Annotated in this window: 19 protein-coding genes and 2 riboswitches; of the genes, 15 read left to right on the top strand and 4 right to left on the bottom strand. The window is 74.2% G+C overall.

Annotated features, from left to right (window positions below; translation table 11 throughout):
- The first annotated feature begins 84 nt into the window (after positions 1 to 84).
- From ACFZBB_RS08380 to ACFZBB_RS08340, 9 genes are all read left to right on the top strand, one after another.
- Positions 85 to 1,020, top strand: coding sequence for an ABC transporter substrate-binding protein (locus ACFZBB_RS08380; RefSeq protein WP_391119094.1), 936 nt, complete (start codon positions 85 to 87; stop codon positions 1,018 to 1,020).
- Positions 1,021 to 1,053: 33 nt separating this feature from the next.
- Positions 1,054 to 1,290 (top strand): hypothetical protein, encoded by a 237-nt coding sequence (locus tag ACFZBB_RS08375; protein WP_391119092.1) that lies wholly within the window; start codon positions 1,054 to 1,056, stop codon positions 1,288 to 1,290.
- Positions 1,264 to 1,405: riboswitch (cobalamin riboswitch) on the bottom strand. It overlaps the preceding gene by 27 nt.
- A 40-nt stretch (positions 1,406 to 1,445) precedes the next feature.
- Positions 1,446 to 1,594: riboswitch (cobalamin riboswitch) on the top strand.
- A 106-nt stretch (positions 1,595 to 1,700) separates the two neighbouring features.
- On the top strand, positions 1,701 to 5,402 hold the full coding sequence (locus ACFZBB_RS08370) for a prenyltransferase/squalene oxidase repeat-containing protein (RefSeq protein WP_391119090.1): 3,702 nt from the start codon (positions 1,701 to 1,703) through the stop codon (positions 5,400 to 5,402).
- A 26-nt stretch (positions 5,403 to 5,428) separates the two neighbouring features.
- Positions 5,429 to 6,421: a hypothetical protein gene (locus ACFZBB_RS08365; RefSeq protein ID WP_391119088.1), complete on the top strand. Its 993-nt coding sequence runs from the start codon at positions 5,429 to 5,431 to the stop codon at positions 6,419 to 6,421.
- Between the two features lie 100 nt (positions 6,422 to 6,521).
- Positions 6,522 to 7,709: a CbiQ family ECF transporter T component gene (locus tag ACFZBB_RS08360; RefSeq protein WP_391119301.1), complete on the top strand. Its 1,188-nt coding sequence runs from the start codon at positions 6,522 to 6,524 to the stop codon at positions 7,707 to 7,709.
- Positions 7,706 to 9,373 (top strand): ATP-binding cassette domain-containing protein, encoded by a 1,668-nt coding sequence (locus ACFZBB_RS08355; protein ID WP_391119086.1) that lies wholly within the window; start codon positions 7,706 to 7,708, stop codon positions 9,371 to 9,373. Before ACFZBB_RS08360 ends, ACFZBB_RS08355 begins: the two co-directional genes overlap by 4 nt.
- A 104-nt stretch (positions 9,374 to 9,477) precedes the next feature.
- Positions 9,478 to 10,293 carry an ECF transporter S component gene (locus ACFZBB_RS08350; protein WP_391119299.1) on the top strand — a complete coding sequence of 272 codons (816 nt, stop codon included), beginning with the start codon at positions 9,478 to 9,480 and terminating at the stop codon, positions 10,291 to 10,293.
- Between the two features lie 65 nt (positions 10,294 to 10,358).
- A complete protein-coding gene (locus ACFZBB_RS08345; RefSeq protein ID WP_355341469.1) occupies positions 10,359 to 10,652 on the top strand; it encodes a DUF1905 domain-containing protein in 294 nt (97 codons plus the stop codon).
- Positions 10,653 to 10,775: 123 nt separating this feature from the next.
- Complete coding sequence (locus ACFZBB_RS08340; RefSeq protein ID WP_391119084.1) at positions 10,776 to 11,411, top strand: DUF1345 domain-containing protein; 636 nt, start codon at positions 10,776 to 10,778, stop codon at positions 11,409 to 11,411.
- Positions 11,412 to 11,556: 145 nt separating this feature from the next.
- Here ACFZBB_RS08340 and ACFZBB_RS08335 read toward each other — a convergent pair whose 3' ends face one another.
- Positions 11,557 to 13,356, bottom strand: a complete 1,800-nt coding sequence (locus ACFZBB_RS08335) for a protein kinase (protein WP_391119082.1) — start codon at positions 13,354 to 13,356, stop codon at positions 11,557 to 11,559.
- A gap of 832 nt (positions 13,357 to 14,188) precedes the next feature.
- Positions 14,189 to 14,611, bottom strand: a complete 423-nt coding sequence (locus ACFZBB_RS08330) for a MerR family transcriptional regulator (protein ID WP_391119079.1) — start codon at positions 14,609 to 14,611, stop codon at positions 14,189 to 14,191.
- A gap of 101 nt (positions 14,612 to 14,712) precedes the next feature.
- On the opposite strand from ACFZBB_RS08330, the gene ACFZBB_RS08325 reads away from it, so the two are divergent.
- Entirely contained in the window at positions 14,713 to 15,168 is a 456-nt protein-coding gene (locus ACFZBB_RS08325) for a hypothetical protein (protein WP_391119077.1), read from the top strand.
- Positions 15,169 to 15,272: 104 nt separating this feature from the next.
- Here the strand turns inward: ACFZBB_RS08325 and ACFZBB_RS08320 are convergent, their stop codons facing one another.
- Positions 15,273 to 15,998 carry a TetR family transcriptional regulator gene (locus tag ACFZBB_RS08320; protein WP_391119075.1) on the bottom strand — a complete coding sequence of 242 codons (726 nt, stop codon included), beginning with the start codon at positions 15,996 to 15,998 and terminating at the stop codon, positions 15,273 to 15,275.
- A 192-nt stretch (positions 15,999 to 16,190) separates the two neighbouring features.
- Between ACFZBB_RS08320 and ACFZBB_RS08315 the strand changes: the two genes are divergently transcribed.
- Positions 16,191 to 17,066: an NAD(P)H-binding protein gene (locus ACFZBB_RS08315; protein WP_391119073.1), complete on the top strand. Its 876-nt coding sequence runs from the start codon at positions 16,191 to 16,193 to the stop codon at positions 17,064 to 17,066.
- 26 nt (positions 17,067 to 17,092) lie between these two features.
- Here the strand turns inward: ACFZBB_RS08315 and ACFZBB_RS08310 are convergent, their stop codons facing one another.
- Positions 17,093 to 17,986, bottom strand: coding sequence for an alpha/beta fold hydrolase (locus ACFZBB_RS08310; RefSeq protein WP_391119071.1), 894 nt, complete (start codon positions 17,984 to 17,986; stop codon positions 17,093 to 17,095).
- A 105-nt stretch (positions 17,987 to 18,091) separates the two neighbouring features.
- Here ACFZBB_RS08310 and ACFZBB_RS08305 point away from each other — a divergent pair, with 105 nt between their 5' ends.
- The 4 genes from ACFZBB_RS08305 (at position 18,092) to ACFZBB_RS08290 (ending at position 21,296) form a co-directional block, all read left to right on the top strand.
- On the top strand, positions 18,092 to 18,379 hold the full coding sequence (locus ACFZBB_RS08305; RefSeq protein ID WP_391119069.1) for a hypothetical protein: 288 nt from the start codon (positions 18,092 to 18,094) through the stop codon (positions 18,377 to 18,379).
- A gap of 173 nt (positions 18,380 to 18,552) precedes the next feature.
- Positions 18,553 to 19,551, top strand: a complete 999-nt coding sequence (locus ACFZBB_RS08300) for a hypothetical protein (protein ID WP_391119067.1) — start codon at positions 18,553 to 18,555, stop codon at positions 19,549 to 19,551.
- A gap of 133 nt (positions 19,552 to 19,684) precedes the next feature.
- On the top strand, positions 19,685 to 20,245 hold the full coding sequence (locus ACFZBB_RS08295) for a GNAT family N-acetyltransferase (RefSeq protein WP_391119065.1): 561 nt from the start codon (positions 19,685 to 19,687) through the stop codon (positions 20,243 to 20,245).
- A gap of 190 nt (positions 20,246 to 20,435) precedes the next feature.
- Positions 20,436 to 21,296 (top strand): aminoglycoside adenylyltransferase domain-containing protein, encoded by an 861-nt coding sequence (locus ACFZBB_RS08290; RefSeq protein WP_391119062.1) that lies wholly within the window; start codon positions 20,436 to 20,438, stop codon positions 21,294 to 21,296.
- The last annotated feature ends 48 nt before the right edge of the window (positions 21,297 to 21,344 follow it).

Here is a 21,344-nt window from a genome sequence, read left to right as displayed (position 1 = left end):
CACCCGGCCTTGTCCTGTCCTCCGCTTCCCCCCAGCCGCGCGAGCCCCCGCGGCTCCGCCCGCCGCCCGGCTACCGTTCCCCGTATGCGCATCGTCTCCCTGCTCCCCGCCGCGACCGACATCGTCGTCGAACTCGGCCTCGGCGACGCCCTCGTGGGCCGTACCCACGAGTGCGACTGGCCGCCGGAGGTGGTCGCCGACGTACCGGTGGTGACCGGCGCGGAATTCGACCCGGACGCGCTCGGCAGCCGGGAGATCTCGCAGGCCGTCGGCGGCGCCGCGCACCGGGGCTCTTCCCTCTACACCCTGGACACCGCGCTGCTCGCCGAGTTGGCGCCCGACGTGGTCCTCACCCAGGACCTGTGCCGGGTGTGCGCCGTCTCCTACGGCGCGGTCACCGACTCCGTACGCGTGCTGGAGGGCGAAGGCCCGCGCGTGATCAGCCTGGAGCCGAAGACCCTGCCCGATGTGCTCGCCTGCGTGCGCCAGGTCGGTGACGTGCTGGGCGTTCCCGAGGCCGCGGCCCGCAGGACGGCGGAGCTGGAGGAGCGGCTGGCGGCGGTACGGGCGCGGGTGGCGGGCCGCCCCCGGCCGCGGGTGGCCGCCATCGAATGGCTGGACCCGCTGTGGCCCGCGGGGCACTGGGTACCGGAACAGATCCGCTGCGCGGGCGGCGAACCCCTGCTCGCGCGACCGGGCGAGCACACCGCGCCCATGGAGTGGACCGCGCTGCGGGAAGCCGCGCCGGAAGCGGTCGTGCTGCTGCCGTGCGGCTTCCGGCCCGAGCGCACCCTGAAGGAGGCCGGCCTGCTGACCGGCCACCCCTCATGGGCCGAACTGCCCGCCGTCCGCGACGGGCGCGTGTGGGTCCTGGACGGCCCCGCCTACTTCAACCGGCCGGGACCCCGCGTCGTGCGCGGCGCCGAAGTCCTGGCCCACGCGCTCCACGGCGTCGAACCGGCGGAACCGGTCACCGCCGCGGAGGCGCGCCCGCTGGCGGGAGCCGGTCAGCTCCCGTAACGCAGGTAGACCGTGTCACCGAGGTGGACGGTCGTGCCGCGCGAGGCGGCGATCAGCGCCGAGCCGTCCAGGCTCGACCTCCACGTCGCCGTAACGGAGTTGACGGTGCCGTTGAGCGCCGTGACCGTGCCCGTGCCGCTGGCGGGCGTGACGCCGGTGACGCAGCCGCCGGGCGTCGCGGACGACGCCGCCGAGTCCAGGACCGTCGTGGCGGTCGCCGCCCGAACGCGTGGTCAGGCTTCCGCACATGCTGCGTCTCCGAGCGGGTGATCGGGCTCGGACCACCGCGAAAGGCGGCCCCTACCGTTGCGCGTCAGCTCCGGACTCTCACCGGATTCCCCCAGCCGGCGACCAGCCGAGGCTAGCGCAGCACGTGCGTGACGTAAGGGTCGCGGGGGAGTGGTGAAGGCAACTGCCCGCCACGTTGACGGGGCACACGCCGACGTGGTGCTATGAAACGTATTTCCGATTCAGCAGCCAGGGGAAGCCGGTCCAAGTCCGGCGCTGACCCGCAACCGTAGGCCCTCCGAGAGGCGGGCGAGCCGGATTACCTGCGCTGAGCAGTAAGTCACGATCGCCGTCGAGGACTACGGCACGGACGACAGGACGGCCGCGTCAACCGCCAGGCCGCCTCGCCTCCGCGGCCCGCCCTCCCCGTCGGCCGACCCGGGGGGCCACCCGTGCTTCGTCTTGTCCCACGCCGCCGTCACAGACGGCCGCGCATCGTCGTCCTGCTCACCGCGGCGGCGCTGACCTTCGGCAGCCTCACGGCCGGACTGGTCTCGGTGGCGACCCCGGCGGGCGCGGACCCGATCGGCGACTGCACACCCACCTCGGGGGCGATCGTCGCGGTGGACTACGGGCACTGGAACGGCCCGGTGCTGCGCGGCTGCGACGCGCACCCCACCACGGGCATGAACCTGCTGCACAACGCCGGGTTCACCACCACCGGCACCGTGCACGACGGCCCCGGCTTCATCTGCCGGATCGGCAACGACGGCTTCGACAGCGGCACGCAGTACCCGACGACCGCCGACGAGGCGTGCGTCCTGACCCCGCCCGCGAACGCGTACTGGTCGTTCTGGATCGCGCCCGCGGGACAGGACACCTGGACGTACAGCCCGCTCGGCGCGCTCGGCGACCATCCGCAGGACGGCGAGGTCGAGGCGTGGGTGTTCGGTCCCACCGACATCGGCGGCAGCACCGGCGGTCCCTCGTTCACACCGGACTCCGTCCGTGCCCACGACACCACCACGCCGCCGACCACCCCGCCCACGGCGCCGCCGACCACGCCCCCGACCGGTCCCGGCGGACAGGCCGACACGGCGGCGGCGGCCGCCTGGCTGACGAAGCAACTCACCGACGGCGACCACGTCTTCGACGGCTGGGGCACCGACTTCGGCGCCACCGCGAACACCGCCATCGCACTCGCGGCGGCCGGCGGACCCGACGCCACGATCCGCGCGATCGACGCCTACCTGACGGCGCACGCCGACGACTACCTGCTCCCCGACTCCACGGTCACCGTGCCGAGCCCGGCCGCGGCGGCCAACCTGGCGCTGCTCACCGAGATCCTGGGCGGCGACCCCACCTCCTTCGGCGGCCACGACCTGCTCAAGGACCTGACGGACAACGTCTGCGCGGCGGCCGGAAGCCTCGGCAACTGCACCGCGGCCGGTGACTTCCACGGCGCGTTCTCGCCCGGCACCCAGGCGCGCGCCCTGCTCGCGCTGGCCCGCGGCGGCGCCACTGTGCCGCGGCCCGCCGTCGACCGGCTCACCGGGATGCAGTGCGCCGACGGCGGATTCTCCGGCTCGATGCTCTCGCCCGGCGAGCGCTGCGCCTCCGACCCCGGTTCGACCGCCGACGCCGTCGTCGCCCTCACACACCTGCCCGGCACCGGCGACGTGCTGGACAAGGCGCGGGCGTACCTCACCAAGACGCAGTCCGCCGACGGCGGTTACCTCGCGTACGAGGGCGCGTCCTCCGGCGACACCGGTACGACCTCCTACGCGGCCCAGGCGCTGACCGTACTGGCGCAGACCGACCGCGCCGCCGCCGCCCGCGCCTGGCTCGCCGCCCGGCAGACCGACGGCGGCGGCTTCGCCTCCGACGGCTCCGGCGGCACCGACCCGGATCTGTACGCCTCGACCGCCGCCGTCCTCGCCGTGACCTCCAGCGACCTCGGCAGCCTCACCTACGGCGACACCCCGACGAGCCCCCCGACGACGCCCCCCACCACCGCGCCGACGACCCCGCCCACGACCCCGCCGACCACCCCGCCCACGACCGGACCGACCACCCCGGCCGCGGCAACCCCCGACCTGGCCAAGGGCGTCGCGTACCTCATCAACCGCGGCAATCTCGTGGACGGCCACTACTACGAGTCCAGCGCGGGCCAGAACACCGGCTTCGCCGACTTCGGCCTGACCGTCGACGGCGTGCTCGCACTGGCCGCGACCGGCGGCGCCGACGACACCCTCGCCGGGATCACCGACTTCCTCCAGCACGGCAAGGACGGCTCCGGCCGCGGCATCGACGACTGGACGCTGATCGGCACCTCCTCCGCGCAGGGCGGCTCGCTCGCCAAGGAGGCCGTCGCGGCCGAGGTCACCGGCAACGACCCGCGCGCCTTCGGGGGCCACGACCTGATCGCCGCGCTCGACGCCACCATCTGCGCCGCGGCCGACACCTCGGGCGGCTGCGCCGCCAAGAACAACTACGCATACGCCACCTCGGTCTTCTCCCAGTCCCTCGGCGTCATCGCCCAACTGCGCGCGGGTGACACCGCCAAGGCGGCGGGGCCGGTCGCGTACCTGGAGAGCCTTCAGGACTCCAGCGGCGCCTGGCCGAGCCTGATCCCAGCCGGCGGCGACCAGGACGTGGACAGCACGGCGATGGCGATCATGGCCCTCGACCTGGTGCCCGGCGACGCCGCGGCCAAGGCGGTCGCCAAGGGCGCGGCCTGGATCGCGAGCAAGCAGCTCAGCGACGGCGGCTTCCGGGCCGCAGCCGGTGACTCCGTCAACTCCGCCGCCCTCGCCGTGCAGGGCCTCACCCTGGGCGGCACGGGGTACCGCGCGCAGATCGCCAAGGCCCGCGCGTTCCTGGCCGCGCAGCAGAACGCGGACGGCGGCTTCCGGGTCGCCTCCGACACCGACCAGAAGCAGTCCGACGTACGCGCCTCCACGCAGGCCGTCGGCGGCGCGGTCGGCACGTCCTTCGGCACCCTGCTGCGCGACCTCGCCGACCAGAAGGCGGCGGCCGAAGGGGCCGCGTACCTGGTCAAGCAGCTCGACGGCAGCGACCACCTGGCCAACGCCTACGGCCCCGACTACGGTCTGACCGCCGACCTCGCCCTCGCGCTCGCCTCCACCGGCGGCCAGGACCCGACGCTGACCAAGGTCACCGGCTACCTCGCGGGACACGTCGCGGACTACGCCGACCCGGCGGGCACCTCCGACTACCCGGGCCCGTACAGCGGCGCCACCGCCAAACTCGCGGTGCTCGCCCAGGTCATGGGCCAGGACCCGCGGCACTTCGGCGGCTTCGACCTGATCGGCACGCTCAGCGGCCACGTCTGCACGGCCGCCGCCGAGGACGGTTCCTGCACCGCCCCCGGCGACTTCGACCAGGCGTACTCGACGGTCTCCCAGTCCCTCGGCGTCCTCGCCCTGGCCCGCGCGGGCCAGACCCCGCCCGCCGCCGCCGTGGACCGGCTGCTCCAACTCCAGTGCGCGGACGGCGGTTTCTCCTCCACGCTGAACGCGCCGGGCGCCGACTGCGCCTCCGACGTGGACACCACCGGATACGCGCTCCAGGCGCTCGTCCTGGTGCCGGGACACGCGGACGCGGTCACCAAGGCCCGTACGTATCTCGTCAAGGCCCAGCAGTCCAGCGGCGGTTACCAGGGCGCGGCGGGCGTCAGCAGCAACTCCACCGCGCTCGCCGTCCAGGCGTTGCTCGCCACCGACAAGATCCGGCCCCAACAGGCCCGCGACGGGCAGAAGTTCCTGCGCACCACGCAGAACAAGGACGGCGGCTTCCGGATCACCGCCGCGGCGGGCGACTCCGACCTGCGGTCCAGCACCCAGGCCGTCCCGGCACTCGCGGGCACCCCGCTGACCACGCTCACCCACGCGCTCGCGCCCATCGCGCCCTCGGGCGGCGGCTCCACCGGCGGGTCGTCCGGTTCTTCCGGCTCCGGCGGCTCGTCCGGTTCCGCGGGCGGCACGGACTCCGGCGGCAGCGGCGGCTCGTTGGCCGCCACCGGCACCGGCGTGCTCGCGGCGGCCGGTCTCGCCGCGCTGCTGCTGGCCGTCGGCAGCGCGCTGACCGTACGGCGGCGGCGCACCGCACAACAGGGCGGGAGGCACCAGTGATCCGCGGCATTCGGCCGACCCATGGCATGCGGTCAACGGCCCGGCGGGCGGCGCCCGTCGCAGACGCGTCAGGCGACCCACGGCGGCCCGGCGCACGATCGGTCGTCGCCCGTACGGTCACCGCGCTCGCGCTGACGCTCGCCGCCGTGTGCGGCGGGCTCACCGCGGGCGCGGCGCCCGCGATGGCGACCGCGCAGCCGATGAGCGCGTGCACGACCACCAAGGGCGTCGTGCTCGCGGTGGACTTCAGCCACTGGGGCGGCCCGCTGCTGCGCTCCTGCGGCACCACGCCCACCACCGGCTACGCCCTGCTCAACCAGGGCGGCTGGGCCACCACCGGCACCCAGCACGACGGTCCGGCCTTCATCTGCCGGATCGGCTACGCCGGTTACCAGGGCGGCAAGCAGTATCCGACGTCCAAGGACGCCCCCTGTGTGCTGACGCCGCCCGCGACCGCGTACTGGTCGTACTGGCACGCCGACGCGGGGCAGAACACCTGGTCCTACAGCCAGTTGGGCGCGATGAGCTACCACCCCAAGCCCGGCGGCGTGGAACTGTGGATCTTCGGCGCCACCAACGTCGCGGGCACGCAGGGCCGTCCGACGTTCTCACCCGACAGCGTCCGGGCGCACAACACCACGTCCGGCGGCGCCACTTCGGCCCCGCCGAGGCCGACCAAGCCCGCCGGTACGCACACCACCGCGGGCTCGGCGCCCGGGAAGACCTCGCGACCGGCCGCCACCACGCCGTCCGCGACCCGTACGACACCGGCCACCACCTCGGCCCCGCCCACCGCGACCCCCACCGGGACCGCGTCCGCGAGCACCGCGCCGGGCACGGTCACGGGCACGGGCGGAACGCCGTCGCCCGGTCAGCCCCGCACGCAGGACGCGGAGCCGACCGCCGCCGCGAGCCATTCGTCCGGCTCGGTCCTGCCCTTCGCACTGACCGCGGCCGTCGTGGCCGTGATCGCCGGATTCATCGTCGTCAGGACCCGGCGGCGGCGGAACGCGGAGTAGCGCGTTGTCCACCACCCCGCCTCCGTCCCCGACCGGTGGTCCCGCGCACGCCGACGCGGGACCACCGCGCGCTGCCGCCTCCCCGCACACCGGGCGGCGGCTGCCGCGCACCCTGCACCCGGTCGCCTGGTGGATCTGGGGCATCGCCCTGGCCACCGCGGTCAGCCGCACCACCAACCCGCTGCTGCTCGGCCTGGTCCTGGTCGTCCTCGGCTACGTCGTCACGGAGCGCCGCACCGACGCCCCCTGGGCGAAGGGCTTCAAGTACTACCTGTATCTCGCGCTGACGGTCGTCGCGATCCGCGTCGTCTTCCGCTGCGTCTTCGCCAGCGGCATCACACCCGCCGACCACATCATGTTCTCGCTGCCGCACATCCCGACTCCCCACTGGTACGCGGGAATTCAGCTCGGCGGCCCGGTGTCGCTCGAGGCCACCCTGTCCGCCGCGACCGACGGACTGCGGCTGGCCTGCCTGCTGTGCTGCATCGGCGCCGCGAACACCCTCGCCAACCCCAAGCGGGCCCTGCGGGTCCTGCCCGGCGCGCTGTACGAACTCGGCGTCGCCGTCACGGTGTCGCTGAGCGTCGCCCCCCAACTCGTCGAAAGCGTCCAGCGGGTGGCGCGCGCCCGACGGCTGCGGGCCGACCGGGCCAAGGGGCTGCGGGCGCTGCGCAGCATCCTCATCCCCGTGCTGGAGGACGCGCTGGAACGCTCCCTGCACCTGGCCGCCGCCATGGACTCGCGCGGCTACGGCCGGGCCGGCACCGCGACCCGCGCCTCTCGCCGTACCACCGCCGTCCTGATGCTCGGCGGCATGCTCGGCCTGTGCACCGGCATCTACGGGCTGCTGGACGGCACCACCCCGCGCGCGCTCGGACTGCCCGCCATGCTCGGCGGTTCGCTGCTGTGCTGCGCCGGACTCGCGCTCGGCGGGCGGCGGATACGGCGCACCAGCTACCGTCCCGACCCCTGGCGGGCCGCGGAGTGGGTGGTCGCGCTGTGCGGCGTCGCCACCGCCACGGTGCTGTTCCTGACCGTCGGCTACAACGCCGCCGACCTCAACCCCAGCCTGTATCCGCTGCGTTGGCCGTCACTGCCGTGGCTGCCCGCCGCCGCGATTCTGCTCGCGGGCATCGCCGCCTTCGCCGCGCCGCCCCCGCCGCGCACGTCCGCCGCGAAGAGCGCGAAGAGCGCCACGGCCCGGCGCGCCGCCGTGCCGCCCGGCGGAGCAGCCGCGACCGCCACGACCGCCGAAACCGCCGACAAGCCCAGCGAGGCCCTGCTGTGATCCGATTCGACCAGGTCAGCGTCGTGTACGCGGGCTCCGAGCAGCCCGTGTTGCGGGACGTGGACCTGACCTTGGAGGAAGGCGAACTGTGCCTGGTCGTCGGCAGGACCGGCGCGGGCAAGTCCACGCTGCTCGGCACGGTCAACGGCCTGGTGCCGCACTTCACCGGCGGCACACTCGCGGGCCGTGTCACCGTCGACGGCCGCGACACCGCGACGTACCCGCCGCGTGAACTCGCCGACGTGGTGGGCGTCGTGGGCCAGGACCCGCTCGCCGGCTTCGTCACCGACACCGTCGAGGAGGAACTGGCCTATGTCATGGAGCAGTTGGCCGTCCCCGCCGACGTCATGCGCAAGCGCGTCGAGGAGACCCTCGATCTGATGGGCCTGGCCGACCTGCGGCACCGCGCGCTGAGCGAGCTGTCCGGCGGCCAGCAGCAGCGCGTCGCCATCGGGTCCGTCCTCACCGCCCACCCCAAGGTCCTGGTGCTGGACGAGCCCACCTCCGCGCTCGACCCGACCGCCGCCGAGGAAGTCCTCGCCGCCGTGACCCGGCTCGTGCACGACCTCGGGGTGACCGTCGTGCTCGCGGAACACCGCCTGGAGCGGGTCGTGCAGTACGCCGACCGCGTCCTGCACCTGACAGGCGACGGCACCGTCACCTCCGCCCCGCCGTCCGTCGCCTTCCGTACCGCCTCGGTCGCGCCCCCCGTGGTCGACCTCGGCCGCCTGGCCCGCTGGGAACCGCTGCCGCTGTCCGTACGCGACGCCCGCCGCGCCGCGGTCCCCTTGCGCGAACGGCTCGCCGGACGCCCGGTGCCGCCGGTCCGCGTCTCGCACGGCACGGGCACACCGCTGCTGACCGCCCACGGGATCGTCGTGCGCTACGGCGACGTGGTCGCGGTCCGCGAGGTGGACCTGGAACTGCGGGCCGGTGAGGTCACCGCGCTGATGGGCCGCAACGGCTCGGGCAAGTCGTCCCTGCTGTGGGCGATCCACGGCGCCGGGCCGCGACAGGGCGGAACCGTACGGCTCGCACAGGGCGCGGACCCGGCCGCACCCGCGCCGGGGGCCTCGGCACGACGTTTCGGCGGACGGCGTACGACGCCGGGACCTGAGCGCCGCCGCGTCGGCCTGGTCCCGCAGACCCCCACCGATTTGCTCTACCTGGAGACGGTCGGCGCCGAACTGGCTCAGGCCGACCGGGAGTCGGCCGGGGCGACCCCGAGCGCCGCGCGGGCGATCCTCGACCGGCTCGCGCCCGGCATCCCCGACGACACCCACCCCCGCGACCTGTCGGAAGGCCAGAAGCTCTCGCTCGTGCTGGCCATCCAGCTCACCACCGCCCCCGACGTCGTCCTGCTGGACGAGCCGACCCGTGGCCTCGACTACCAGGCCAAGCAGGCCCTCATCCGGATCGTGGACGCGCTCGCCGCCGAGGGCCGCAGTGTCGTGATCTCCACGCACGACGTGGAGTTCGTCGCGGCGAGCGCCGACCGCGTGATCGTCATGGCCGAGGGCGAGACCGTCGCCGACGGCCCCACCGCCGATGTCATCGTCGCCTCGCCGGCCTTCGCACCGCAGGCCGCCAAGATCCTCGCCCCGCTGCCCTACCTGACGGTCGGTCAGGTCGCGGACGCGCTCGCGGAAGCCGAGGCGAAGTGATGGCCACGGCCAGGACGGGCGCCACGGACACGAGCGAGGGCGACGGCGCGGACAACGGCAAGGGCCCGGCCGGGCGTTGGACGGGCCGTACCACCGCCGTCCGGATGCACGCGACGGCCGTCGTCACCATCGTCCTGGCCGCCTTCATCGGCCTGGTCGCCTTCTTCTGGCCCTTCGTCGTCGCCCCCGGCCGCTTCGGCACCTCCTACGCGCCGCCGCTGATCTTCGGCGTCCTGCTGATCCTCGTGCTGGCCGTCGTCTTCGCCCAGATCGCCGACGGCGGCATCGACGCCAAGGCTCTGGCCATGCTCGGCGTGCTGTCCGCCGTCAACGCCGCCCTGCGCCCGCTCGGCGCGGGCACCGCGGGCATCGAGACCGTCTTCTTCGTCCTCGTGCTCGCGGGCCGCGTCTTCGGCCCCGGCTTCGGCTTCACCCTCGGCTGCACGTCCCTCTTCGCGTCCGCGCTGCTCACCGGCGGTGTCGGGCCCTGGATGCCGTACCAGATGTTCGGCTGTGCCTTCGTCGGCATGCTCGCGGGGCTCCTCCCGCGCGCCCGCGGCAAGGCCGAGATCCTGATGCTCGCGGCCTACGGCTCGGCGTCCGGCTATCTCTTCGGCTTCCTGCTCAACCTCTCCTTCTGGCCCTTCTCGCTCGACCCCGGCAGCTCCATCGCCTACCTGCCGGGCCTGCCCTTCACCGAGCAGTGGCACCGCTACCTGGCCTTCGACGTGGCGACCTCCCTCGGCTGGGACACCGGCCGCGCGGTCACCAACTTCGTCGCCATCCTGCTGGCCGGCCCCGCCGCCCTCATCACCTTCCGCCGCGCCGCCCGCCGCGCCAACTTCACCGCCCCCATCCACTTCGCCCCGCCCCCTCCGCCCGCTGCGTCCGCGCCGGGCGAAGGCGCGGACGGGACATAACCCGTCCTGGTCTAGCCTGGCTCTCCCCGACGGAGGCGCGGGACGTGGCAGAAGGGGCTGAGGGCGTGGAGCTGGTGTTCGCGGGGCGGGTCGTGGAGTGGCGCGGACCGGCGCCGTACTACTTCGTGCCCGTGCCGGAGGAGGAGTCCGCGGACATCCGCGAGGTGGCGACGACGGCCTCGTACGGGTGGGGGGTGATCCCGGTGCTTGCCCGGATCGGCGGCACCGATTTCGCGACCTCGCTCTTCCCCAAGGACGGCGGCTATCTGCTGCCGCTCAAGAACGCCGTGCGCAAACCGGAGGGGCTTTCCGAGGGGGACGACGTGACGGTGGAGATGACCGTCCGCCTCGACACGTAGGGAAGGCGATCCCGTCCCGAATCCGGCCGAATCCCCGGACCGATTCCCCGGCGCCGATCCGGCACGGCACTTTTGCGCGGCCATTGCCGTGCCGACAGCGGTGAACCACTAGCGTTACGGCCTGTGAGTACGAGTATCCGGTTTTCGCCGTCCGCTGCTCCGCGCCTTGCCGGTGCGGTCGCCTTCGGGGCGGTGGTCGGGGCGTGCGTGGGATCGTCGACCGACACGCCGCTGGGAATTCTCTCGGCCATCGCGGCCACCGAGCTGTTTTTCGTCGTGGTCGGCTGGTGCGTGCTGTGGCCGATGGACGCCGCCGCGACCCGGCACAACTCGCGGCGCGAGGACCTGCGACCACTCGCCGAGGAGATCGTGGTCGTCGCGGTCGCGCTCTGCGGTCTCATCGGGATCGTCGTGTTCCTGCTCGGCAACTCCGACACCGCCCACGCCGCGACCGCGCTCATCGGTGTCTTCATGGCCTGGGCCGCGCTGCATCTGATGTACGCGGCACGGTACGCGTTTCTGTATTACGAGGAGTCCGAGGGCGGGATCGATTTCAACTCCGACGACGAGGCCCCGGCCTACCGTGATTTCTTCTACTTCAGCTACAACCTCGGCATGACCTACCAGGTCTCCGACACCGACGTCTCCAGTTCGACGATCCGCGCGGTCGTCCTGCGGCACACACTGCTGTCGTACGTGTTCGGTACGAGTATTCTCGCGACCGCCATCAACCTCGTCGCAGGAATCTTCACGCGGTGAGCGCGCGGCACTTGCCTGGCGCCTGTCCTGATACCTGTCCTGACGCCTGATCTGTCCTGATACCCGCGCTGTCCTGACCTCTGGACTGACACGCGTCCGGCACCGCGCGACGCCTTCCGCGCGGTGCCGGACCCGTGCCGGAGGGTCAGCGGCAGCCCACTCCGTAGGTGCCGTTGCCGGAGTCGGCGGCCGGGTCGCTGGAGACGGACAGCCCGACGTACGGGTGATCGCGGTCCGGGGTGAACGTGTACCGGTCCGTGAAGGTGTAGCTCTGCGCGCCCTTGGGGAACTGGGCGGTCTGCCGGGCCAGTGTGACGGCGCCCTGCGGCTTGCCCGTGGCGCTGTGCCACCACGTCAGGTGCAAGGTGCCCGCCTCGGTGCCGTCGTAGGTCACGTACACCGTGGCGGTCGCCGTGCGGCGCTTGCCGGTCGGGCAGTCGAAACCGGTGACGGCGATGGACGCCACGTGCGGCCCGGCCGCGGGCTTCCCGGTCGTCGTCGGGTCGGCCGAAGGGGTGGTCGGCGCGGTGGTGGGCGGCGTGCTCGGCGTGCCCGTGGGCGTGCTCGACACGGTCCTGCTGGGCGTGACCGCCGTCGTCGGTGTGCCGGTGGGCGAGACGTTGATCGTGGGCGACGCCGACAGGCTGACGGTCGGGGACGGGTCGGCGGGCGCGGAGGTCGGCGTCGTCGCGGTCAGCGACGTGACGGCGGTCGGCGTCGGGCCCGCCACGGCGGTGTCGTCGCTCTTGTTGCCGGTCGCCACCGCCGTGACGGTCACCGCGCCCGCGATGATCACGGCCGCCGCGACGACGGCGAGGACCTTCGCGCGTCGGCTGAAGCGGGGTGCGGGGGCCTCGGGGCCGCCCGCGGGGGCGTGGTGGGGCGCGTGCTTGGGCGGTACGGGCGGCGCGCCCGCCCCGGCCGCGGCGGACGCGGCCACGGCGACCGGTACGGCGGCGGCCTGCGGCTGCTGGGCCGCTTCCGCCGCCGCCTCGCCGGACGGCGCCGCCAACAGGACGACCAGCGCGGCGAGTTCACCGCGCCCGCGCTCCTCCCAGTCCTCGCCGTAGGCGGCGACGGCGACCGCCTCGGCCTCGGCGGCGAACTCGGTCGCGCTCTGCGGCCGTTCCGCCGGGTCCTTCGCCAACCCGCGTGCGAGCAGCGGCCGTACGGGCTCCGGAGCCTGCTCGGCCGGGACCGGCGCCTCGGCGTGCTGGGCCGCCAGTTCCGCCGCCGTGGCGCCCGCGTACGGTGGCGCGCCGGTGAGGCTCTGGTGGAAGACGGCCGTCGCCGCGTAGACGTCGGAGGCCGCGGTCGCCGGGGCGCCCGCCCACCGCTCGGGCGCGCTGTAGGGGGTGCCGGGGGGTACGTCGGCCGGCTCGGCGTTCGCCTCCGCCTGTTCCGGGGCCGGAGCCGCCGGTTCGGCGTCGACGAGCTGGACCGCGCCTTCGGGAGTGATCAGGATGTTCTCGGGCGCGATGTCGCCGTGGGCGCCACCGCCCTCGTGAGCCGCGGCGAGCGCGAGCAGCGAGCCCTTGAGGACGACGAGCGCCGACTCGGGCGCGAGCGCGCCCTTCTCGTGGAGGAGGGCGACAAGGCCGGTGCTGCTGACCGGAGTCGGCGTCCCGGCCGCGGGCTCCTGGGGCTCCGGGGCCTCGGCCGCGGCCTGGGACGGCGCCGCCGTCGAAGCGGCCGGTGCCGTCTTCCGCCCCTTCGCCGGGGGCCTGGCCCCCGCCGCCTTCTTCGCCGCGCCCGCGGGTGGGGCCGCCGCCGCGGTCTTCCGTGTCTGCGCCGTCTTGGCCGCGGTTTTCGCGGGTGCCTTCGCGGGTGCCTTCGCCGGAGTCCCGGCCGGTGTCTTGGCCGCCGTCTTCGCGGTCTTGGCGGCCTTCACGGCGGGCTTCTCCGCCACCTGCTTCTGCGCCGCCTTCGCGGCCGCGGCCGCCATGGGAGCGGCCTCCGACTGTTTCTGAGTCTCCGTCACATCGCTTGCGGCGGCGGGTACTTCGGTTGCCGCGGTCTTCTCGGCGGGCTTAGCGGCAGCGCGCTTCGGCGCGGCCTTCGCGGGCTTTGGCGCCGCCTCGGACGCGGCGGCTTCCTGAGCACCGCCCTCGGGCTTCGCGTCCGCCGCCGCCTCTGTGTCCCCTGCCGTGTCCGCTGCCGCCCGGGCGGGAGTCTGGGCGCGCTTACGGGGCTGCGCCGCAGCCTTCCGCGCCCGGGCCATGGGCCTCTGGCCCGGCTGCCGCTGTCCGGCCGGCTTGCCGTCCCCGGCCGTCGCGCCGTCCTCGCCGGGTATGCCCGTGCCGTTGTCGTCGTCCACCTGATTCCGCCCCTCGCGCTGCCCCTTGAGGAGGAGCCGCTGTCCGCGGCACCTCGACGCCCTGTTCCGTACTCGGATTTCCCACCGCCAGCCGGGCCGATCTGCCGAGGGTCACGGCTGTCCGCCCGAACTGCCCCTTCCACGGGAGGGCCGAGCGCCGAAGACGCCGACAGGGGACCGGGGTTCGCCCGGGAACCGTGGAGGAGGTGCCGTGAGGATCAAGAGGGTACTGGTGGCCGGGCACCAAGGGGAGATCGGGGCGGCCCTCATCCCGCCCCCGCACCCCCCTTTGCCGGACAGCCAGGGGCATATGCCTCGCCGATCCGCCGCCTACGCGTGTCCCCCGATGCGGACGGTACGCACGGGGTGGCGGCGACGGCGCGGGCGCGGAACAGACGCTCGTCGCGGCCGGGTTGGGCCTTGCCGCCGGGTCGGCACCGGCACCGTGTCGTTCGGTCGTTCAGACGACTGGCCGAATGGCGTGGGCCAGGGGGCGGGTTGTCGCGCGCGTGGCGCCGTCGCCGTCCGGTTCGACCGCCCGGAGGGGGCAGCCTGTGCCGACACGGTCGGTGAGTTCGGCCCGCAGGGCGGCGAGTTCGGCCATGCGGGCGTCGAGGAGGCGGATCTTCTCCCCGAACAGCGCGGAGAGCGCTACGGCGGGGTCCGGCGCCGCGCGCAACTCCTCGCCGGTCCGGGCGATTTCGGCCAGGGAGAATCCGAGCGTCTGCGCGGTGCGGACGTAGTGCGGCCAGGCCACCGACTCGGGCGGGAAGTCGCGGTAGCCGTTGGTGAGGCGTCGGCCCGTGACGAGGCCGACCTTCTCGTAGAACCGGATCGCGTCCCTGGTCATCCCGGTCTGAGCGGCCAGTTCTCCGATACGCATGCCGCGCCTCCCCCCCTCGGCCGATGAGCTTGACCTTGGACCGTACTCCACTGTTTAGCGTGAGGCCGTCGCTGAGCCCCCCAACCGGCCGGAGCCTCCCCGTGATCCGTTTCCACGCCCCCGCACGCCCCGCCTATCTCCGCCTCGTACGCGCGAGTGCCTGGTACGACCTCGCGGTCACCGTGGGGTTCGTCACACCGTGGACCTACGCGCGGGTGCACGACGCGCTGTCCTCGGCGGGCGACGCGCTCGGATGGGGCGTCCTGCCCGAACTCGACGTGTGGCAGACCCTGTTCGCGAATCTGATGGGCTCTGTGGTGGTCGTCTGGGCCGCCCTCCGCATCGTTCGGACCCTGCCCGAACACGGCCTGCTCGACGGCATCGCGCGCACCCTGTTCTCCGCGTGGATGGCGTACGCGCTGGCCCAAGGCGCCTCGCGGGTCCTGTGGCTTTTCCTCGCCGCCGAGGCCACCTGGGGAATCGTCCAACTCACGCCCTGGCTGCGCCCTGCCGTCGACCATCAGACCGCCCGACCGGAAGGCTCAGGGCTAGGTTGATCGCCAGCCGCCAGCCGCCAGCCGCCAGCCGCCAGCCGCCAGCCGCCAGCCGCCAGCCGCCAGCCACGGCGGGCCTTCGGGGCGCGGACGGGCTGCGGCTGCGGCTATGGCTGCGGCTTCGCGGTGGCGATGCGGTCGAGCCAGTCGCGCAGGAGGGCTTGTTCGGTGTCGGTGAGGGCGGAGGTCCGGGGGAGGACGGCGCGCAGGGCCACGGCGGCGGTGACGGGACCGCGGGAGGGGTCGGTGGCGGCCGGGGCGTCGGTGGTGATCGCGGCGATGACCGCTTCGCGGGCCAGGGCGGCCAGTTCCGGGTCGCGGCGGTCGGGCGGCAGGGAGATCAGCGTGTTGGTGATGCCCTGGCCCGCGGCCTGGACGAGCAGCGAGGCGCGTTCCTCGCTCACGCGCAGTCGGCCCGCCTCGGCGATCCGGCGGATGTGCCCGGCCAGCACGGCCACGCCCGCGACCTCGGCGGGTGTCGGCGGCACCGCGCCCCTGGTCCGCTCGTACATGACCTGGTAGAGCGCCGGGTTGGCGAGGCCGAAGCCGACGTGCAGGTCCCAGCCGGTCCGCAGGTCCGCCACCGGGTCCGCGCCGGGCTCCAGGTCCGTCTTGCTGGCCAGGTAGGCCGCGAAGCCGTCGGCCGCGACCGCGTCGAGCAGGCCCTGCTTGTCGCCGAAGAGCCGGTAGATCGTCGGTGCCTGCACTCCGGCAGCCGCGCCGACCGCCCGGGTCGACACGGCGTCCCGGCCGCCCTCGGCGAGCAGCTTGGCGGTGGCGGCGAGGATGCGCTCGCGCGGACCGTCCTCAGGGGCGATGTCTCCGACGCTCATGGTGTCGACGGTAACAGGAATCGCGTTAGCGGTGATTCGATATCGGTGCTAGCGTGTTCGTCGTTAGCGGTGATTCGGCGGTGTCCGTGCCGCCACCGGTGCGGCGACACGTATCGGCATGTCGATCTGTCGACCGCGTGTCGCCCGTGCGCCGAGGAGCCGCGCAAACCCTCACCCACCTGGAGACACCTCATGATCATTGTCACCGGAGCCACCGGAAAACTCGGCCGGGCCGTCGTCGACCGGCTGCTCGCCCGCGTCGCCGCCCAGGAGATCGGCGTCAGCGTCCGCGACCCCGACAAGGCGCGGGACCTGGCGGAGAAAGGCGTTCGCGTACGGCGGGGCGACTTCACGGACCCGGCGACCCTCGCGCACGCCTTCGAGGGTGCCGCGCAGGTGCTGATCGTCTCGGCCGGCGTCACCGGAGAGGCCGCCCTCGCCATGCACCACGCCGCGATCGACGGAGCCAGGGCCGCGGGGGCCGGCCGCATCCTCTACACCAGCCACATGGGCGCGAGCCCGACCTCCCTCTTCGCGCCCATGCCCGACCACGCCGCCACCGAGGCGGCGCTGCGCGACTCGGGCGTGCCGTGGACCTCCCTGCGCAACGGCTACTACGCCAGCTCGGCGATCATGCTGCTCGGCGCCGCCGTGCGCACGGGCGTGCTGGCCGCGCCGGAGGACGGCCCCATCTCCTGGACGGCCCACGCCGACCTCGCCGAGGCCACCGCGCGCGTGCTGACCGCCGACGACTGGTCCGTACGCCCGTCGGGTCCGACCGCGCCGCTCACCGGCTCCGAAGCGCTCGACCTCGCCGACGTCGCGGAGACCGCCGCCGAACTGTCCGGGCGCCCGGTCAAGCGCGTCGTCATCGGCGACGAGGAGTACCGGGACCTCCTCGTCGGACGCGGCGCCTCACCTGCGCAGGCGGAACTCCTCCTCGGGATGTTCGCGGCCGGCAGGCAGGGCGAGTTCACCGCGGTCGACCCGGCGCTCGCCACCTTGATCGGCCGCCCGCCGACGCCGTTCAGGGACGTACTCGACGAGGCGATCACGTCCGCTGCCTGACGGCCGGCCTCTCGGCCGCGTGCTCGTCAGCGCAGGAAGGCCGCCACGGTCGACACGAAACGCGCCGGGTCGTCGAGCCAGGGGAAGTGACCGGCACCGGGCTGGACGGCCGACTCGGCGCGCGGGAACAGACCGGCGACCTCGGCCGCCGCCGCGGGCGGGGTGTTGAGGTCGACCTCCCCGGCCAGTACGAGGACGGGGGAGGTGAAACGCGCCAGGGCCGCGCGGGTGGCGGCCGGGTCGAAGGCGCCCTCGGAACCGAAGACCTCCCCGGCTTCCGCGTTCTTGCGCGCCTCGCCCGCGTCCCGGTGCGCGCGGGCCGCGTCGTCCCAACGGCCGTAGAAGAAGGGGTCGACGGCCCGGAAAGTCTCGGCGTCGCCCTTGCCCGCGACGACCGCCTCCAGCGCGGCGAAAGCGGCCGGGAACCATGGCTCGCCCTCGCGCAGCAGCGCCGTCCCGCGCCGCGTGTCCCCGGTGATCGGGACATCGACCGCCCGGACGCTCGGCGTGATCAGCGCGAGCCGCCCGACGCGTTCGGGATGGCGGGCGACGTACAGCACGGCCAGATTCGTACCGGCGGAGTGCCCGAGCAGATCCGCCCGGTCAAGGCCCAGATGGAGGCGGAGGGTTTCCACGTCGTCCACGAGCCGGTCGCAGCGGTAGGAGCCGGTGTCCCGGGGGACCGCCGAGCCGCCGGTGCCCCGCGGGTCCAGCAGGATCAACCGCCGGTGCGCGGCGAGACCGCCGAGGTCCCCGAGATACGCGCTGTCCTGCATCGGCCCCCCGGGCAGGCAGATCAGCGGCGGCCCCTCGCCAAGGGCGTGGTACGCGAGCCGGGTCCCGTCGGGCGCGGTGAAAGCGGTCGTGACGGTCGTGACGGTCGTGACGGTCGTGGCGGTCGCGGTGGAGTCGGCGGTCATGGCGACGACTGTGGCAGCGGCCTCGGGACGGGGGCAACCGGGTTCCGGCGGCGGCCGTCCGCCGGAGAGCGGGATTGTCGTACCCCGCGAGTAGCGTCGGTGGGCGTGGATCTCGATGCCGTACGCCCTTCGTCGCCGTCGCCGACGCGGGACGGTTCCAGCAGGCCGCGACGGACCGCACTCGCTGGTCTGGTGCGCTGCGACAACCCGCATCCGGCGCTGGCCGCCCTGCGTCGCCACCTGCGCGGCACCGCGCCGGACGGCCGGGCGTCCGACACCTGGACCCCGAAGTGGACGCATCCGCCGGTGGCGCGGGCGCGGTCCGCCGGTCCCGGACAGGGGCCGCGCCGTGCCGGACGGGCCGGGGACGCCGTACGCCCAGGGGCCGGATGAGCCGTGCGGGCCGCACCGGGCGAGGAGCGTGCGCGGGCGACCACCGGACCGGCGAGGGACCGGCGACGTACCGGCGGGAGGAGGCCACCGGACCGGCGACGTACCGGCGACGTACTGGCGAGAGGCGACCACCGGACCGGCGACGATCGGGCGCCCGGCGTATTCTGCGTCGTATGTCCTGGACCAGCCTCTTGAGGGTGCGCCGCGCGGAGGGGGAGACCTTCCTGCTGCGCCGCAAGCGGGTCCCCGGCATCGACCTGTCCTACGGTGACGCGCGGCTCGCCAAGATCCGGGCGGCGGCGCGCGAAGGCGTCGAGCAGTGGCCGCTGATCCGCGGACAACTGGCCGCCGCGACGGACGGCGAGGACCTGACCTTCCTGCTGGAGGGCGTGCAGAGCGTCGCCGGTGTGGAGCGGTGGATCGGCGACGTGATCGCCGCCGAGCCGGACGACGCGCTGCCGCTGCTGGTCTCCGGCGCCCGGCACGTCGCCTGGGCCTGGCACGCCCGTACGGGTTTCGCGGCGCGATACGTGTCGGACGAGCAGTGGGAGCTCTTCCGGGCCCGGCTGACCGTCGCCGAGGACCACCTGCTGGAGGCGGCCGAGCGCGAGCCGACCTGGGCGGCGCCCTGGTACTTCCTCCAGATCACCGGGCGCGGTCTCGGCGTCGGATCCGATGTCGCGGAGCGCCGCTTCGCGGCGACCTGCCGCCGCTCGCCCGGCCATGTCGCCGCCCACCGGCAGCACGTGCAGCAGCTCTGCCCGAAGTGGGGCGGCTCGTGGGCCCGGACGCACGCCTTCGCCCGCGAGTCGATGCTGGCGGCCCCCGCCGGGAGCCCGATGGGCCACCTCGTCGCCCAGGCGCACCTGGAGGAGTGGCTGGCACTCGGCGGCGACGCGGAGTCGCCGTATCTGGCCGACGCCGACGTGGTCCGCGCCGTGAACGAGGCCGCCGCGCGCTCGGTCTACCACCCGGACTTCGTACGCCGCCGGGACTGGCCGCTGGCCTTCAACACCTTCGCGATGACCTTCGCGCTCGCCGGGGACCTCCGCCTCGCGCGTCCGCTGTTCCAGGTCCTCGGGGACCGGGCCACCGAGATGCCCTGGGCCTACCTGGACGGCCAGTCGCCCCTGGTCCCGTTCCTCGCCTGGCGCGCCCGCGCCGACCGCTGACCCCGTACGTCCGAAGGGGTACGGACCCGCGCCGCGCGAAAACCGCTGGTCGCAGCGGCTCCCTTTGAGGTAGGTCTGCGGGGGCGCGTGCCGTGGAGCGGCGCCGCTGTGCGATGCCGACGTGGAGGACGAGATGTTCGCGATTTCCCTGGGAGACGACGCCGAGCTGCGCCCGCTGGAGCCGTGGCGGGCCGAGGAGTTCCTGGCCCACATGGACCGCGGGCGCGAGTACATCGGACAGCACATCGGCCTGGCCGACGCCACCGCCGACCTGGACTCGGCGCGGAACTGGCTCCAGTCGTACGCCGACAAGACGGCGGCCGACGCGGGCCGCCTCTACGGCATCTGGCTCGACGGACTGCTCGTCGGCGGTGTCCTGTTCAAGGTCTTCGACGCGGCGGCGGGTAACTGCGAGGTGGGCTGCTGGCTCGAACCGGCCGCCGCCGGACGGGGGTTGGTCACCCGGGCGGCCCGCGTCATCATCGACTGGGCGGTCTACGAACGCGGCATCCACCGCGTGGAGTGGATGGTGTCGCCCAAGAACACGCCGAGCGTCAACGTCGCCAAGCGGCTCGGCATGACCCGCGAAGGGCTGCTGCGCGCCACCTACCTCTACCGGGGCGTACGGCAGGACGCCGAGGTCTGGTCGATCCTCGCACCGGAGTGGCGCGCCGCCGGGCGGGACTACCGCTGACCGACCGACCGCCCGCCCGCTGACCGCCCGCCCGCTGACCGACCGACCGCCCGCTGACCGACCGCCCGCTGACCGACCGACCGCCCGCCCGCTGACCGACCGCCCGCTGACCGACCGACCGCTGTCCCCGTGCCGGACGCCGGGCCGACAGCGCACTGCGGCCCTGAGGCGCCCGTGGCAGACTCCCCGAATGCTTCATCCCGACGCCGCCCGCCTCACCCGCCGCTATCTGTCCGTCGCCGACCGGCTGCTGCCGGGCCGGATCACCCACGTCTACGTGGTCGGCTCGGCCGCGCTCGGGGCATGGCGCGCGGGCGGCAGCGACATCGACGTCGTCGCGGCGGTGGACGGCGGCTTCACGGCGGGGGACCTCCGGCGGCTGCGGGTTCTGCAACCGGTCGGCAACGCCACCCCCGTCGTACGGGCGCTGCTGCGGGCGCGGGTGACGGTCCCCGGCACGGTGAACGCGGTCTACGTGTCGGCCGCCGACCTCCGTCGACCGGTGACGGCCATCCGCCCGCTGGCCTCGCACACCGGGAACTCCTTCGCGCGCGGCCGTGCCTTCGACGTCAACCCTGTGGTGTGGAAGGTACTGCGCGAACGCGGCATCCCGATGCGCGGCCCGGCCCCCGGCGCCCTCGGGCTCGACCCGGAACCGGAACGCCTGCGCGCGTGGAATCTGGCGAATCTGCACGGCTACTGGCGCGCCTGGGCCGAAAAGGCGCTGGCCGGGAAGACGCCCGGCAAGCCGCTGGTCGCGGCGCGCTCGGCGGGACGCTCGCTCACCACCTGGGGCGCGCTCGGGGTGTCCCGGCTGCACCGCACGGTCGCCACCGGGGACGTCGTCTCCAAGGAGGGCGCGGGGGAGTACGCCCTCGACACCTTCGCGCCGCGCTGGCACCCGCTGATCCGTACGGCCCTCGCCCATCGCCGCGCGGAGCCGCTTCCGGCGGGGCTCGCCCGCGACCCGGACCTCGCCGACCGGGCGCGGCGGCTCCGGCTGACCGGCGCGTTCGTCATGGAAGTGATCGCGGACGCCGACCGGCTCTGAGGACCGCCGCCCAGCAGCCGTCCAGCGGTCGTCCCCCCAGCCCGCTCC

The organism is Streptomyces sp. NPDC008139, from assembly GCF_042957025.1.
GTDB lineage: Bacteria > Actinomycetota > Actinomycetes > Streptomycetales > Streptomycetaceae > Actinacidiphila.
This window is presented reverse-complemented; position numbering and strand designations above follow the sequence as displayed.

Excerpts from the sequence above, each read along its gene's own strand:
- ACFZBB_RS08320 (WP_391119075.1), bottom strand. The coding sequence starts at position 15,998 with ATGAGCGTCGGAGACATCGCCCCTGAGGACGGTCCGCGCGAGCGCATC.
- ACFZBB_RS08350 (WP_391119299.1), top strand. The coding sequence starts at position 9,478 with ATGCACGCGACGGCCGTCGTCACCATCGTCCTGGCCGCCTTCATCGGC.
- ACFZBB_RS08335 (WP_391119082.1), bottom strand. The coding sequence starts at position 13,356 with ATGGCGGCCGCGGCCGCGAAGGCGGCGCAGAAGCAGGTGGCGGAGAAG.
- ACFZBB_RS08300 (WP_391119067.1), top strand. The coding sequence starts at position 18,553 with ATGTCCTGGACCAGCCTCTTGAGGGTGCGCCGCGCGGAGGGGGAGACC.
- ACFZBB_RS08380 (WP_391119094.1), top strand. The coding sequence starts at position 85 with ATGCGCATCGTCTCCCTGCTCCCCGCCGCGACCGACATCGTCGTCGAA.
- ACFZBB_RS08295 (WP_391119065.1), top strand. The coding sequence starts at position 19,685 with ATGTTCGCGATTTCCCTGGGAGACGACGCCGAGCTGCGCCCGCTGGAG.
- ACFZBB_RS08330 (WP_391119079.1), bottom strand. The coding sequence starts at position 14,611 with ATGCGTATCGGAGAACTGGCCGCTCAGACCGGGATGACCAGGGACGCG.
- ACFZBB_RS08290 (WP_391119062.1), top strand. The coding sequence starts at position 20,436 with ATGCTTCATCCCGACGCCGCCCGCCTCACCCGCCGCTATCTGTCCGTC.
- ACFZBB_RS08310 (WP_391119071.1), bottom strand. The coding sequence starts at position 17,986 with ATGACCGCCGACTCCACCGCGACCGCCACGACCGTCACGACCGTCACG.
- ACFZBB_RS08365 (WP_391119088.1), top strand. The coding sequence starts at position 5,429 with ATGCGGTCAACGGCCCGGCGGGCGGCGCCCGTCGCAGACGCGTCAGGC.
- ACFZBB_RS08315 (WP_391119073.1), top strand. The coding sequence starts at position 16,191 with ATGATCATTGTCACCGGAGCCACCGGAAAACTCGGCCGGGCCGTCGTC.